This is a genomic window from Candidatus Kryptoniota bacterium (assembly GCA_036567965.1).
In the GTDB taxonomy this organism is placed as follows: domain Bacteria; phylum Bacteroidota; class Ignavibacteria; order Kryptoniales; family JAKASW01; genus JAKASW01.
Window position 1 is genome coordinate 384,421 of the sequence record DATCTN010000031.1, and the last position, 14,830, is coordinate 399,250.

Below are 14,830 nucleotides of genomic sequence, written 5' to 3' on the forward strand. Positions count from 1 at the left end.
AATTCGTCGACCTGGAATTATTAGAAGCATCGCTTTGTGTAAGGATGCGGGCCGATTCATCGACAAATATGATAGTGAGCCGTTCCACCTGCCGAACGGCGGAACTTTAATCTGAAAACAAAGTTAGAGAAATTATAATGCTTATACTTCTCGGATTTGCTTTTCTTGCGGGATTGGTTACGATCCTCGCGCCCTGTATCTGGCCGATTCTGCCTGTAATTCTCTCTTCGTCGGTCGCGGCCAAGGGACACAAAAGGCCAATGGGCATCACACTTGGGATCATGCTCAGCTTCGCATTCTTTACATTGGCGATATCATACCTCGTGAAAGTTTTCCATTTCGACCCGAACGCACTCCGTTTCCTCGCGGTGGTCGTGATCGCTTTTCTCGGGCTGACTATGATCATTCCGGCACTTTCCAAGGTGATCGAGGGATTCATAAGCCGGCTTAGCAGCTATTTCGGTCAAAGGGGTAAAGCGGGGAGCGGATTCGGCGCGGGATTCCTGACGGGCCTATCGCTTGGAATAGTCTGGTCTCCGTGCGCAGGACCGATACTCGCAGCTATCGCCACTCTTGCCGCTACCGGCAAGGTTACCTTCGCAGTCGTATTAGTCACAGTGGCCTACGTGACAGGAGTCGGAATACCGCTGTTCCTCTTCGCTTATGGCGGGCAGAAAGTAATTACAAGGACACGATTTCTTTCTGCGCATCTCGGGCGAATCCAGCAGGGATTTGGAGTCATCATGGTACTGACTGCCCTGGCAATTTACACGAGCTACGACAGGCTGATAGAGACAAAATTATTGAATGCGTTTCCGCAATTCAGCGCGAGCCTGCGCGGGTTCGAGTCTAATGAGGCGGTCGCACAGCAGTTAAATGTTCTCAAGGGAAAAAACGAAACGGAAATCATACCCGTGGCGAAGAAGAGCCTGTACTTCAACGCGGATACGCCGGCTCCCGATTTTGTCGGCGTAACGAAATGGCTGAACACCGACAAGCCGCTCACCATGAAAGATCTCCGCGGGAAGGTTGTGCTAGTTGACTTCTGGACTTACACCTGCATTAATTGTATCAGGACTCTTCCCCACATTACGTCATGGTACGAGAAGTATAAGGATAAGGGATTCGTAGTGGTCGGCGTCCACACTCCCGAATTTCAGTTCGAGCACAATACCAGTAATGTGGAGGATGCGATCAAAATGTACGGTATCCATTACCCCGTCGCTCAGGACAACGATTATTCGACGTGGAACAATTTCAACAACGAGTACTGGCCTGCTGAATATTTGATCGACGCGAACGGAAAAATCAGGAGGACACATTTTGGTGAAGGTGAATATGACGAAATGGAACTCGCGATCCAGGAGCTCCTGAAAGAAAACGGCCAGTCGCTGGCGTCTTCGATAGACAACATGCCTGATCAGACACCGACCGGAATGCAGTCGCCCGAAACGTACGTGGGCGCGGAAAGAATGGAATATTTTTTCCCGTCTCATAAACTCGACACCGGGAAGAGGACGTTTGTACTTTCGGATCGCTTGAAACAAGATTCATTTACCCTCGGCGGAGAATGGGAAATCCGGAGCGAAGACGCCGTGGCGGGTAAAAATGCAGAGCTCAACTATCATTTCTACGCGGACAAAGTGTATCTCGTTCTCCGCCCCGGGAGCGCCGGTTCAGCAGCAAAGGTCCGGGTCCTCATGGACGGCAATCCGGTCGATGTCACTAATGCAGGTGCCGATGTGCATGATGGTACAGTAACGGTGAATGCCGACCGGCTGTACAATCTTGTCGATCTCAAGGGAAAATCGGGTGGACATATTCTACTCCTGAAATTCGAGACCCCCGGAATCGAAGCTTTTGCGTTCACGTTTGGTTGAGGAAAGGAAGAAGAGCATGAAAAAGAATTTGGGTTTGATTCTCGGCGTCACGATTATTGCGGCAGTAGCGGCGGGGCTATACAGGCACCCGGCGAAATCCGGGGGACCATCGGACCCGGGAGGCAAAATTGTGTCGGGCACGTTTGATTCTACTCAATTCAGGACCGACGCGGAATGGAAAAAAGTTCTCTCTCCGATGCAATATTATATTTTGCGAGAGGCCGGCACGGAAGCGCCGTTCACGGGCGCGCTGGATCACGAAACGAGAAAAGGAACGTACTACAGCGCGGCGACGCATCAGCCGCTCTTTCGCTCGGAGCAGAAATTTGATTCGGGCACAGGCTGGCCGAGCTTTTGGGCGCCGATCAGCCCCGACATAGTTGTGCTCCGATGGGATTACAGCGTTCCGGGCGAGCCGCGGCTGGAGGTCCTCGACAGAAGCGGAAGCCACCTCGGTCACGTTTTCGATGACGGCCCGCCGCCCACCGGCAAGCGCTACTGCATGAATTCGGCCGCCTTAATCTTCGTACCGGACAGCTCGAAGTAATTTTTCTGCGCCGCCAAGTCGGACTAAATTCACATTTCAATCACCGCCTCACGTACTGAGGCATGCATCGCACGCAGGGATTTGAAAATTCATTCCGACTCGCTAGATTTGACCAGGGCAATTCTCAAAAAGCGAGTCGTGTAAATGGGTTGGTTCATCGGGTTGACGCCTGCGACCGGAATAATTGATCGCTCGGAAAGAAAATCCCTCAAAAATCGTTTGATCAAATTGTTGGGCGAAGATCCTGTCTTTGCCGTCTCGAACGACAGGTTGTTGCTTCTGGGTGGCGGTCTCCCGGACCTCTTCAAATCCCAAATCACGCCTGACACAAACGCCGGCTGGCTTGCAGGCGGTGTCGGAATTAGAAGCGGTGACAGCGTTCCTTCACTCATGCACGAAAAGGATTGGGACGCGCTCCTTTCCGGCGCTCCGTCGGAGGAAAAAGTCCATGCCCTGGGCGGACATTTCACCGCTATCAGTTGGAGCGAAAATCGCATTGAAATCTTTTGCGATGTCCTGGAACTGAGCAGAGTCTATTTCACCAGGATCGGAAATCTTCACGCCTTTTCTTCGAGACTCGATTGGATGGTTTCGCTTTTACCCGGATGCTCAATTGATCCTGAAGAAATCGCAAGCGCCTGGACCCTGATCAATTCACTGTCCGATAAGTGTTTTGTTCGCGGCGTGAGTAGGCTTGGTCCGTCGGGGCATCTTTCGATAATCAATGGCAGCTTGAATCATACATGGCACCATTGGACTCCGACAGTATCTCCTGAAGTTGACGTGACTTCACTCTTGCGGGAAATGGTCGCGCTTCCTTTGCGCGACGGGAAAAGACTTACCCTTGGATTGTCCGGAGGAATCGATTCGAGGACTCTCCTTGCAATTTTGCTGGGTTCGCCGGCTGAAACCTGGCAGGTACATTCGATTGGCGATACAAATAATCGGGATATCTCTGTCGCCGCAATGCTCGCGAAAGAGTTCGCGGTCAAACATCAAATCTGCTATTACACGCCCAACCAGAACGATTCCGCGGAGAAAGTTGCGGCTAAACTTCGCGACTACTCAATGAGGACTGAGATGTCCGACTCTCCGTTCGGTTATCCGAAGCTGGATCTCTTTGACGACATGGGCAGGCGCGGCTTCTGGATGATCGATGGCGCGTATGGCGAGCTTCTCCGCCGATCTTACGGACATACACTTCTTCCGGCCGTTAAACTGGCTCTCCGGGAGAATAACTTCCTGCCCATGATTAATCGCCTTGCCTCACCAAGGTCCGCGTTCTTTGCGCGGGAAATCCGCGAGACCTTTGGTCATGCGATCATGGCACAAATGGAAAATGCGATTCGCTCTATGCCCCACGAGCTGGAGGACGATCCTGAAAATTGGATAGACCTGTTTCATCTCAGGTACAGGCTGAAAAATTATGCGGGCGGCAGCCAGGGACTTTATGATTCACATATACCTAACTACATGCCATTTGCACAGCCGTCGATTTTGAATGCATCTTTCTCAATCGCGCTCCAAAAAAGAAGGAATAACAGGATCAACCGGCAAATGATCTTAGAAGGCGACAAACGACTTACAAAGATTCCACTTCTCAGCTATGGTGTCGTGGTGCCATACTGGACCTGCAGAAATATCTCACTGTCGAGGTTGATTGGAAAAATCAAGAGAGAATTCTTATCGCGCAATCACGAGACGGAAAGATCGTTCCGTCTTAATACGCTTCTCCTTCTGCGCGAATTTATTCTGGATAGAATCCACTCGACTGATGTGGAGAAATGCGAGCTGTATGACCATGTTTCATTGGACACGACCGTGAGGAAATTTTATCTGGAGCCCAACGAAACCGACGCGCAGATCATCGACGACTGGCTCACTTTCGATTTCTGGAGGGAGAAACTATCCGATACTTTGAGTTCCGTTCATCTCGGCTGAAGAATGAGAGACAACGGGAGCGGATCTCGATCGCATCCGACTCGGTTCTCTTTGAACCGCCACCCCGAAAAATCATTTGATTGTGAATTTCAAATCTTTTTTCGCTGAGCCTTTTTGCCAAGTCACTTACACATTTCTTTGCTTTATAAATTTTTAACGTTTCGCTCTTTACTTCTCACCCCTCTGTCTTTGCCATAGCGCTCCGAACTTTCCCCGTCATCTTTGGAACAAGTCTAAGTCCGGGCCCTGTAAAATTTTATTCTATGAAAGGATTCTTAAATGAATTCGACTTAACTTTGTAATGAGGCCGCGGGACATTTCTGTGGCTGGATGAAATGGAGGCAGTCGGATGCAAATAAAGGATGTAGATGGCATCAGGGACATGAAACGGTTTGTCATGTTCCAATATTCTCTTTATCGCGACAACAAATACTGGGTCCCCCCGTTATGGGGCGACGAGTTGAAATCCCTGAGACCCGACAAGAACCCGGCGTTTGATTTCTGTGACGCGAGATACTGGCTTGCTTATAAAGATGGCAAGATCGTCGGCCGGATTGCAGGCATAATCAACAAGAAATACAACGAAAGATGGTGCGCTAAGTCGGCGCGATTCGGATGGTTCGACTTTGTAGACGACCGGGAGGTTTCTTCGGCACTTCTAAGCACCGCTGAAAAATGGGCCAGGGAAAACGGAATGAAGTCGATCCACGGCCCGCTGGGCTTCACCGACATGGACGGTGAGGGCGTACTCATCGAGGGATTCGAAGAGGTCAGTACGCTTGGAGCTCTCTATAACTATCCCTATTATGCTGGCCATATTGAGTCGGCCGGTTACTGTAAAGACGCTGACTGGGTGGAGTACGAAGTCTTGACCCCAACCGAATTCAACGATGAGATCGCGCGCGTCGCCGACATTGCACTCAAGAGAAATAACCTCCACGTTCTGGTAGCGAAGAAGCCGAAAGAAATGCTTCCCTACGCTAAAGAGGTTTTCTATGTTCTCAATGCGGCATATAAAGATCTCTATGGATTTGTCGAACTGTCGGATAAACAAATCGACGTGTATGTCAAGCAATATTTCGGCTACATAATACCCGAGTATGTTCCGATCGTGTTGGATGCGAACAACAACGTAGTCGCCTTTGGCATCACTATGCCGTCACTATCCGCGGCGCTCCAGAAGAACAGGGGAAGACTCTTCCCGCTGGGATTCATCCCGTTGCTCAGGGCCATGAAAAAGAACCCGAAGGCAGATCTCTACCTGACCGCTGTGCGCCCCGACTTGCAGAACAAAGGAGTCAATGCGATCCTCATGAAACAGGTCATGGAGACGTTCATAAAAAACGGGATAAAGACTGTCGAGACGAACCGCGAGCTGGAAGGGAACACAAAGGTTCAGGCACAATGGAAGTTCTTCCAGCGACGACAGCACAAGAGGCGGCGATGTTACAAGAAAGAACTGGTTTGATAATACATTCTCAGGTCGACATTAAATTCTAAGTTCGCGGTTCCGCCGGAATTGGGGTTCGATCTGCATTAACATCACAGCTTGGCAATGAAGTCAGCAGCAGAAACAGCGGAATGAGCCAACGAATTCTTGAACTATAACCCACCCTCTTTTATATTCCACTTGATGAAAACCGTGCATCTCTCTAAATTTAATGAAGATGTGATCGTGCCGAAGATCTTCTGTCTCGGCAAGAATTACGCGAAACATGCAGCCGAAATGAAGTCCGAGGTTCCTGGTCGGCCTGTTGTCTTCATGAAACCCTCGAGCGCGATCGTACACAACGGCGCAAAAGTCAAGATCCCTGCAATGACAAAGAACCTTCACCACGAGACCGAAATTTTTTTCGTGATCGGTAGAGAGGGAAGAAAGATTCAAAAATCTGACGCGCGATCATATTTATCCGGCGTCGGGATCGGACTTGACCTGACCCTCCGTGATATTCAAGACGAGCTAAAAGAAAAAGGGAATCCGTGGCTGATTTCAAAAGGGTTCGACGGATCGGCGCCCATATCCGACGCCGTCCCAACTGACGGACTTGATTTCAATTCACTTCAACTTCAGCTCTCAGTCAACGACCAGCAGCGTCAGCACGGATATTATACCGATACGATTTTCAAGATTGAGGATGTCATCGCATTTATCTCCGAACTGTTTACGCTTGAAAGGGGAGATTTGATATTCACGGGCACGCCTGAAGGTGTTTCCCGGCTCGTGGCGGGTGACAGGCTTCATGCGGAACTAGTCGGTCTGACTTCACTGGATATGTCGGTTATCTGATCATGCGCGTAATTTCTATTGCAATTCCCAAAGGGGGAGAGGGCAAAACCACGACAGCAGTGAATCTGGCGGCAAGTCTGGCCGCTGCGGAAAAGAAAACTCTCCTCATAGACGCCGATACGCTGGGCGCGAGCGGTATCTCACTCGGCTACACAGCGGACCAGGTGAAGAGCGGATTATACGACGTGTTCAACTATACCCATTCGCTCAGCCGCGTCATTTACAAAACCGAGCTGACTTATCTCGATTTCGTCCCATCGAATATATCCACGGTCCAAATGGAGGAACGCCTCCTAAGATTGAGCGAGAACAGGACTGTCATGCGTATGGCGCTCAGGGATATAGAACGCCAGTACGATTATGTCATCATCGATTGTCCGCCCACTCTGCGCGGGATCACAACGAACGCTCTATGTGCGTCGAACTCAGTCATCATCCCTATGCGCGCCAGTCATTTTTCGCTCGATGCGGTGATGCGGCTGATGCGCTACCTCAAATGGATTCGCGAAGTGGCGAACCCGCAGATTTTTGTCGAGGGTATTCTCCTCACGATGTTCGAGCCCAACACTAAGATCTCCGACATAACCGGGCGCGAGCTGCGTTCAAGGTATTCCAAATTTCTTTTCAAGATTGTCATACCGAAAAATTCAACGCTTGCTGAAGCCGCATTCTATGGAAGACCTGTGCTTCTGTACAACATAAATTCCAAAGGGGCTCAAGCGTACTTTGAACTTGCCACTGAACTCATTTCGCGTGAATCTCTCTCTGCCGGAACGGGCGAGATCCCGGCGGTGGCAGCCAATGAGAGCCCGGGCGCTTCAGGGGTGAATCCCGCCTGATGGGTGTTGCTTCTCGCGGTCTCCTATTCCTCTGTCTTTCCTTAACTGTCGCTGACCCCGTCGCCTCGACAAATCACATCATCTCCAATTCGGGAGGCAATTCTTATCTATTTCCGACTGACGCTTCACATAAGATAAACTCGGGGTTTGCCGACTATCGTTCCTCCCATTTTCACGCGGGGATAGATATTTCCACGAACAGGAAGATCGGTTATCCCGTGTATGCCGCGAGAGCGGGATATGTCTACCGAATATCTGTGTCTCCGTTCGGGTATGGAAAGATGATCGTCCTCAGGCATGATGATTCGACTTTCACGGTTTACGGACATCTCTCGGAATTCAGCAGCGATATCGAAAAGAAAGTTGACGCTAAACAAAGCGAGGCAGGGAAGTACGGAGTGAATATCTATCTCTCATCCTCCGAAATAAAGGTTGAACGCGGAAAAATAATTGCTCGCACAGGAGCGACCGGTGTAGGAGGTCCCCATCTTCATTTTGAAATAAGGGGAAAAGATTTTTCTCCGATCGATCCGCTGATCTACAGTTCCCTTGATGTGTCCGGATTCCGGACCCCGAAAATATTCGGAGTTGCCGTTCGTGGATTCAATTCGGACGTAGCAAGAGTCGCACGCGTAGTGAGATCCGGGAAGGAATATCGATCACGAGGTGAGTTCCGAATGCGGGAACCCTTTTACTTTATTGTTCACGCGGCGGATTCATACGGGCATGGAGCTTACAAGCGTCCGCCGAAGTTCATACAGCTGAAAGTCGACGATCTCCAGGTACTCAGCCTCGATCTGACGCGGGTTGATGTCGATGACGATCTCGACATAAGTTCTCTTGTCGATCTCTCCCTCTCCCGCCGATCTAAGACGTACTACAAACTTTGCGTGGACCGCGCGATCCCGTTTTCCGTTTTTACTCCCGGTTCGCCCGGCAGCGGAGTCATCGGCGGAAATTTCAGAAACGGAAAACACACCTACGAAATTTCCATCGAAGACGAGGACGGCAACAGGGTAAGCGTGGCGGGAACGTTCTTCCTTGATATTCCCTCCTCTGCTGGTAAGAACGCCAACGCCGGCGGGAACTTCATGCTGTCCCTCCAACCTTTCGATGAGAGAACTATTTCGCCTTCAACCAGCCTGACTTTGAATTTCCCGACGAATTGCTTCGATAGAGACGTGGATGTCACTGTCGACCAGAACTCTCCTACATCCTTTTCGATTCTCCCGGCAAACCGGCAGCTCAGAAGAAGAATTGACGTCGTCTGGAAAGTTGATGATCGCGATGTCACTCTCTTTCGCAGAGTTAGAAATCATTGGACACCGGTCTTCAGCAAGAACGACGGAAAAGTCCTCACCGCTGAAATTGCCTACAAAACAGGCGAATTCTCGTTGCAAAAAGATAAAACGCCGCCGACGGTGGGGAAAATCCGGTTTGCCAGGAAGAATCCCTTTTACATTTCCGTCGCGCCGAACGACTTAAGTCGAGTTTTTGTATATTTTAAAGTGTCAGACAGCATGTCAGGAGTCGACACGGACCATATATTACTCAAAGTCGGTGACCGGACATATTTGTGTGAGTACGATGTCGACAAGCATTCAGCATTTTGCAGTGTGAGCAGAGAAAGACTGCTGGCGGCGAAAAAGGTGGAATTGTCCGTACATGACAACGCAGGGAATGAGAGAAGGATCGTATCTAGGACGAGAGCGGGTTCCTTTGGGAAAAGGGTCTGATGAAAAGATTCTGGAAACGACGGGACACTGGAGTAAGTGTAAATCTTGTTCCGGTTACCGCCGCACTCATCGGGCTGGTTCTCGTCGGAGCGTGCCTCGCGTATTTTGCCGAATGGCATCGTGGTCAGATTCATTCGTTCTGGGACGCGATCTGGTGGGCGGTGGTCACCATGACGACAGTGGGTTACGGCGACATCGTTCCGCATACCGTCCTCGGGCGGATCGTCGGGATGTTCGTAATGCTGGCGGGAATTTCCGTCATCTCGCTTCTAACGGCGACGATCTCCTCGTTATTCGTAGCGCAAAGAATAAGAGAGAGCCAGGGATTGAGACAGGTAAAGATTAAAGGACACATAATCGTTTGCGGGTGGAACGAGAGGCTCGACAGCCTCCTTGAGACGCTCGACAGGACGTCGGCCGGAAGGAAGGATACCGTCGTTCTTGTTAACGAGATGCCTCCGGAGCGTATGGAGGAAGTCATGTCCGGTTATCGTAATCTGACAGTCAAGTATGTCCACGGTGACTACACGAAAGAACCGACGCTTTCAAGGGCGAATATCAAAGAAGCGCGGGCGGCGATAATAATCCCGGACATGTCGACGACTTCCTCTCCTCGTGACGACAAAACGCTTCCCGCCGCGCTAGCCATTAAGTCGATGAAGCGAGATTTGAAAGTTTACGCGCACATTATCGACAAAGAGAACCTCTCGCATCTGCGGCGAGCGAATGTCGACGACGTTATTGTCAGCGACGATCATATCGGCTACCTCCTGGCTTCGGACATATCGTCGCCAGGCGTGGCACAGACAGCCGCGATTTTATTGAGCAGTGAAGCCGGGACGAGTTTGGCGCGAGTCCACGTCCCGCGGGAGCTTGTCGGAAAAAGTTTTCGCGAGCTCCAGGATTATTTCAAGTCGCATCAGAACAGCATAGCCATCGGGATGGTTGTGGAAGAAGAGTCCGTGAAGCTGACCGATCTTTTATCGGCGGATTACAGCGCGATAGACGCATTCATCGAAAGAAAATTCAAGGCCGCGGGTCTTGATATGCTCGAGAAGGGCGGCGTCCGCCTGAATCTGAATCCGCCTCTCGATTATGTCGTACAGGAAAAAGAAGACGCGATCGTGATAGGATGAGAACTCAATCGCTTGATATCGATCTGGGCAAGACAACGGTGTTTGCCGGTCTTGCCGAAGACAAGCTCGCGAAGATCGCCAGCATCGTCACAGTAAAGAACTTTCCGGCCGACCAGTTGGTTTTCAAGGAAGGCGAAAGCGGCGACAGCATTTTCATCCTTCTTTCCGGTGAAGTCGAAGTTTCCAAGTCGCTCGTCATTCACTCATCCGGTGCCGCGGTCGATCCCCGCGACAAGTCGCTGCTCCGGCTCTCGGCAAAAAATTTTCCGTTCTTCGGAGAGATGTCTCTCTTCGATAAGGAGAGCGCGAGGAGCGCAACGGTTCGTACTTCGGCCCCGTCCAGGTTCGCCGTGATCAATCTCGCGGATTTCGTCAAGCTGGCGGAATCCGATTATGAAATCGGATACAGAACCATGCTCAATGTGGCATGGGTGTTGAGCGATCGGCTCAACAAGACGAATAACGATTTGCTGAAAGTGACTACCGCCCTCGGCATCGCACTGGAGAGATAAACTCCAAAGGGCCGCAATAATTCGAAAGACGTTTTTAAATGAGCAGAGAAATTCCCAAAACATATTCACCTTCCGAAATCGAAGACAAGTGGTACAAATTCTGGCTCGACAAAAAATTATTCGAAGCGAGAGTAAATCCTGAAAAGAAACCATATACAGTAGTCATCCCCCCACCTAACATCACCGGCATCCTTACCATGGGACATGTCCTCAACAATTCCATCCAGGATGCATTTGTCCGCTGGAAGAGAATGAAGGGCTATGAGGCCTGCTGGGTTCCGGGCACCGATCATGCAGGCATAGCAACTCAAAACGTCGTGGAGAAAAGTCTCGCTAAAGAGGGGAAGGATCGCCACGCACTGGGAAGAGAGAAATTTGTCGAGCTCGTCTGGAAATGGAGAGAGAATTACGGCGGGGCAATTATCAAACAGTTGAAAAAGCTCGGCGTTTCATGCGATTGGACACGCGAAAGATTTACGATGGACTCCGGTTTGTCGCATGCGGTTCAGGAAGTTTTTGTGAGATTGTACAAGAAGGGACTTGTCTATCGTGGAAAATACATCGTCAACTGGTGCCCGAAGGATCATACGGCGATAAGTGACGACGAAGTCGAATACCAGGAAAAGAACGGCAAACTCTATTTCCTGAAGTATCCGCTTGAGGATGGAAGCGGGCATATCACTGTCGCTACAACTCGTCCTGAGACGATGCTTGGAGACGTAGCGGTTGCGGTTAATCCCGCCGATGAACGGTATAAGAAGTATGTGGGACAAAATCTCGTCCTTCCCCTGGTCGGCAGAAAGATGAGAGTAATCGCTGATGACTATGTTGACAGGGAGTTCGGGACAGGCGCTGTCAAGATCACTCCCGCTCACGATCCGAACGATTTCCGGGTCGCTGAACGCCACGGCCTTGAGAAGGTTGTGGTCCTCGATATCTCGGCTAAGGTCAATGAGAATGCTCCCGCAAAATACAGAGGTCTGGATCGATTCAAAGCAAGAAAACAGGTGGTCGAGGATCTCGATGCACTCGGACTCGTTGAGAAAATCGTCGATTACAATTTGTCAGTCGGTGAATGCTACAGGTGCCACACTGTCGTAGAACCGTATCTTTCCGATCAGTGGTTCGTGAAGATGCGCCCTCTCGCGGAGCCGGCGTTGAAAGCCGTTCGTGAGAGGAAAATCAAATTCTACCCGGAGCACTGGCTGAAGACATATGAAAACTGGATGGAAAATATAAGGGATTGGTGCATAAGCCGGCAGCTCTGGTGGGGCCACAGGATCCCGGTTTGGTACTGCAAGGAGTGCGGTGAACTCACTGTTAGCACAAGCGAGCCTTCGGTGGCATGTCCGAAATGCGGAAAAAGATCTTACAAGCAGGACGAAGATGTTCTGGACACCTGGTTCTCTTCGTGGCTGTGGCCGTTCTCCGTTTTTGGCTGGCCGGACAAAATGGACGATGTAAAATATTTCTATCCGACCGACACGCTGGTCACCGCGCCGGACATAATTTTCTTCTGGGTTGCGCGGATGGTGATGTCGGGGATCGAGTTCATGGGCGACATACCGTTCAAAGATGTTTATTTCACGAGTATCATCCGCGATATGCAGGGGAGAAAGATGTCCAAGTCGCTCGGCAATTCTCCCGATCCGCTCGATGTGATAGAAAAGTACGGAGCCGACGCGCTCAGGTTCACAATACTCTATCTCGCCCCACTCGGTCAGGACGTTTTGTTTTCAGCCGAGAAGTGCGAGATCGGTCGCAACTTTGCTAACAAGATCTGGAATGCCGGGCGATTTCTTCTTATGAACCGCGACAAGCTTGAAGTATCTGCGGCACCCGATAATTCCGTTTTTGATTTCGCCGACCGATGGATCATCAGCAGAATGAACCGCACGATCCGCGACCTCAACGACGCGCTCGGGGTTTTCCGGATCAACGAAGCGGCGAAGATCATTTATGACTTCGTATGGCATGATTACTGTGACTGGTATGTAGAAATGGTTAAGGAACGGTTGAACCTGGAACCTGCCGCGATGACGCGAGCCATAATTACTGCCAATGCAATTTCTGTATTTGAAAACGCGCTTAAGCTCCTGCATCCGATCATGCCCTTCATAACGGAAGAGCTGTACAACGTTATGCAGACCGGACAGGAAAGCATAACCGTAGCCGAATTTCCCGAGGCGGATGGGCGATTCATCAGCGATGCTGTAGATAACGAAATGAGTCTCGTGCAGGAGACTATCACTGCGATAAGATCGATCCGAAAAGAAGCTGACGTGCCGCCTGGTGTTCTGGTGGACATAGTGATAAAACCTAATGATGATTCGACCCTGGATACGTTGTCAGTTAACCAGGCGTATATCAGGCGACTCGCGAAGGTCGAGTCGCTGAGCATCGGTTTCACTTTGCATAAGCCCGCGACTTCTGCCAGCACGGTCATCAGAGGCACTGAGATTTTTGTTTCCCTCGAGGGTCTCGTGAACGCCGACGCGGAGCGTAGCCGGCTGGAAAAGGAAATGAATCGCCTGAAAAGCGCCATTTCTGGAATTGAGGCGAAGCTGAAGAATGAACAGTTCGTACAGCGCGCACCGGCAAATGTAATTGATAAGGAAAAGATTAAACTCGATTCAATGAAAGGGAGTCTCGCCAAACTTGAACAGAACTATCAGGCAATCAAATAGTCGACGGCGAGCCGTCAATGCTCTCCTTACTTTCAATTCGTCCACATTTTGACTTTTTCAATTTGATTTATACGGAGGACTTATGCCTTCATTCGATATCGTGAACCGCGTTGACCTGCAGGAAGTCGACAATGCGATAAATAATACGAAGAAAGAGATTGCGACACGTTACGATTTTCGCGGCTCGCCCGCCGAGGTCAACCTGGACAAGAAGGAAAAGGTGATCCATGTCGTAGCTGAACACGAGATGAGGATGGACGCGGTAATGGATATGCTGATGACTCATTTGATAAAACGAAAAGTCGACCCGAAGGTGCTGAAGCTCAAAGCTATCGAGCCGACGTCACAGGGTCATGTGAAGAGAGATATAACTATACAGGAAGGAATCGAGACGGAGATCGCGAAGAAAATTGTAAAGATGATCAAAGATGAGAAACTAAAAGTGCAGGCGGCGATCCAGGACGAACAAGTCCGTGTCAGCGGCAAGAAGATCGATGATCTTCAGGATGTGATTAAGATGCTTCGCGGCCACGACCTCGGGATACCGCTCCAATTTGTCAACATGAAAAGTTGAGCCTCAAAAATGCCGTTTCATTTTACATCGGTAAGAAGTCCGGAAGGGCTGACGATAATCGAACCGTACACGTTCGGTGACGAACGCGGGTTCTTCATGGAGACATATCGTCAGGATGAGTTTGCGAAAGCGGGCATCGAAGACAAGTTTATCCAGGACAACCATTCGAGATCCGCCAAGGGTGTGATTCGCGGACTTCATTATCAGGTAGACCCGAGCGAACAATCGAAGCTGGTCCGGTGCGTTCGGGGCGAAATATTCGACGTGGCGCTAGATCTGAGGATGAAATCGCCGACTTTCGGTGAATGGTACGGTCTGGTTCTCTCTGAAGAAAACAAGAAGATGTTCCACGTTCCGAGAGGTTTTGCCCACGGCTACTCCACGCTCTCTGATATTGCGGAGGTGGTTTACAAGGTCGACGAGTTTTATTCGCGTGAAGACGAGCGCGGAATCAGATTTGACGACCCGAAGCTGGCAATCGAATGGCGTGTTTTCAACCCGGTAGTCTCCAGCAAAGACAAAGCGCTGCCTCGGTTCGACGAGAAAGGCGAGTATTTCTAAAACGAATCCATAACTCTTAATTTACGATTTATGATCCATATGGTGTCAGGGGAAATTGATTGACGAATAAAGATGGAATTGAAGACGGACGGCTCTCGCCGGGTGACAAATCTTGAATTGTAGACTATAA

Annotated in this window: 12 protein-coding genes; all 12 read left to right on the forward strand. The window is 50.3% G+C overall.

Translation table 11 applies throughout. The features are described from left to right. Positions 1-137: 137 nt before the first annotated feature. Entirely contained in the window at positions 138-1,880 is a 1,743-nt protein-coding gene (locus tag VIS48_16375; protein HEY9167731.1) for a cytochrome c biogenesis protein DipZ, read from the forward strand. A 16-nt stretch (positions 1,881-1,896) separates the two neighbouring features. Then, complete coding sequence (gene msrB / locus VIS48_16380; protein HEY9167732.1) at positions 1,897-2,427, forward strand: peptide-methionine (R)-S-oxide reductase MsrB; 531 nt, start codon at positions 1,897-1,899, stop codon at positions 2,425-2,427. Positions 2,428-2,571: 144 nt separating this feature from the next. After that, positions 2,572-4,368 (forward strand): asparagine synthase-related protein, encoded by a 1,797-nt coding sequence (locus VIS48_16385; protein ID HEY9167733.1) that lies wholly within the window; start codon positions 2,572-2,574, stop codon positions 4,366-4,368. Positions 4,369-4,717: 349 nt separating this feature from the next. Then, on the forward strand, positions 4,718-5,836 hold the full coding sequence (locus VIS48_16390; GenBank protein HEY9167734.1) for a GNAT family N-acetyltransferase: 1,119 nt from the start codon (positions 4,718-4,720) through the stop codon (positions 5,834-5,836). 174 nt (positions 5,837-6,010) lie between these two features. Continuing rightward, positions 6,011-6,655, forward strand: coding sequence for a fumarylacetoacetate hydrolase family protein (locus VIS48_16395; protein ID HEY9167735.1), 645 nt, complete (start codon positions 6,011-6,013; stop codon positions 6,653-6,655). A 2-nt stretch (positions 6,656-6,657) separates the two neighbouring features. After that, the gene (locus VIS48_16400; protein ID HEY9167736.1) at positions 6,658-7,494 is read left to right on the forward strand and encodes a ParA family protein; all 837 of its coding nucleotides are present in this window, start codon (positions 6,658-6,660) and stop codon (positions 7,492-7,494) included. After that, positions 7,494-9,230 carry a M23 family metallopeptidase gene (locus VIS48_16405; protein HEY9167737.1) on the forward strand — a complete coding sequence of 579 codons (1,737 nt, stop codon included), beginning with the start codon at positions 7,494-7,496 and terminating at the stop codon, positions 9,228-9,230. The genes VIS48_16400 and VIS48_16405 overlap by 1 nt, the downstream gene beginning before the upstream one ends. Then, positions 9,230-10,366, forward strand: coding sequence for an ion channel (locus tag VIS48_16410; GenBank protein HEY9167738.1), 1,137 nt, complete (start codon positions 9,230-9,232; stop codon positions 10,364-10,366). Before VIS48_16405 ends, VIS48_16410 begins: the two co-directional genes overlap by 1 nt. Beyond that, positions 10,363-10,878, forward strand: a complete 516-nt coding sequence (locus VIS48_16415; protein ID HEY9167739.1) for a cyclic nucleotide-binding domain-containing protein — start codon at positions 10,363-10,365, stop codon at positions 10,876-10,878. Before VIS48_16410 ends, VIS48_16415 begins: the two co-directional genes overlap by 4 nt. Before the next feature lie 38 nt (positions 10,879-10,916). Next, positions 10,917-13,565, forward strand: coding sequence for a valine--tRNA ligase (locus tag VIS48_16420; GenBank protein ID HEY9167740.1), 2,649 nt, complete (start codon positions 10,917-10,919; stop codon positions 13,563-13,565). An 82-nt stretch (positions 13,566-13,647) separates the two neighbouring features. Continuing rightward, the gene (locus tag VIS48_16425; protein ID HEY9167741.1) at positions 13,648-14,139 is read left to right on the forward strand and encodes a YajQ family cyclic di-GMP-binding protein; all 492 of its coding nucleotides are present in this window, start codon (positions 13,648-13,650) and stop codon (positions 14,137-14,139) included. A 9-nt stretch (positions 14,140-14,148) separates the two neighbouring features. Further along, a complete protein-coding gene (gene rfbC, locus VIS48_16430; GenBank protein ID HEY9167742.1) occupies positions 14,149-14,700 on the forward strand; it encodes a dTDP-4-dehydrorhamnose 3,5-epimerase in 552 nt (183 codons plus the stop codon). The last annotated feature ends 130 nt before the right edge of the window (positions 14,701-14,830 follow it).

Bases quoted from the DNA above. Each gene is read 5' to 3' on its own strand.
- VIS48_16375 (HEY9167731.1), top strand. From the start codon at position 138: ATGCTTATACTTCTCGGATTTGCTTTTCTTGCGGGATTGGTTACGATC.
- msrB (HEY9167732.1), top strand. From the start codon at position 1,897: ATGAAAAAGAATTTGGGTTTGATTCTCGGCGTCACGATTATTGCGGCA.
- VIS48_16385 (HEY9167733.1), top strand. From the start codon at position 2,572: ATGGGTTGGTTCATCGGGTTGACGCCTGCGACCGGAATAATTGATCGC.
- VIS48_16390 (HEY9167734.1), top strand. From the start codon at position 4,718: ATGCAAATAAAGGATGTAGATGGCATCAGGGACATGAAACGGTTTGTC.
- VIS48_16400 (HEY9167736.1), top strand. From the start codon at position 6,658: ATGCGCGTAATTTCTATTGCAATTCCCAAAGGGGGAGAGGGCAAAACC.
- VIS48_16405 (HEY9167737.1), top strand. From the start codon at position 7,494: ATGGGTGTTGCTTCTCGCGGTCTCCTATTCCTCTGTCTTTCCTTAACT.
- VIS48_16410 (HEY9167738.1), top strand. From the start codon at position 9,230: ATGAAAAGATTCTGGAAACGACGGGACACTGGAGTAAGTGTAAATCTT.
- VIS48_16415 (HEY9167739.1), top strand. From the start codon at position 10,363: ATGAGAACTCAATCGCTTGATATCGATCTGGGCAAGACAACGGTGTTT.
- VIS48_16420 (HEY9167740.1), top strand. From the start codon at position 10,917: ATGAGCAGAGAAATTCCCAAAACATATTCACCTTCCGAAATCGAAGAC.
- VIS48_16425 (HEY9167741.1), top strand. From the start codon at position 13,648: ATGCCTTCATTCGATATCGTGAACCGCGTTGACCTGCAGGAAGTCGAC.
- rfbC (HEY9167742.1), top strand. From the start codon at position 14,149: ATGCCGTTTCATTTTACATCGGTAAGAAGTCCGGAAGGGCTGACGATA.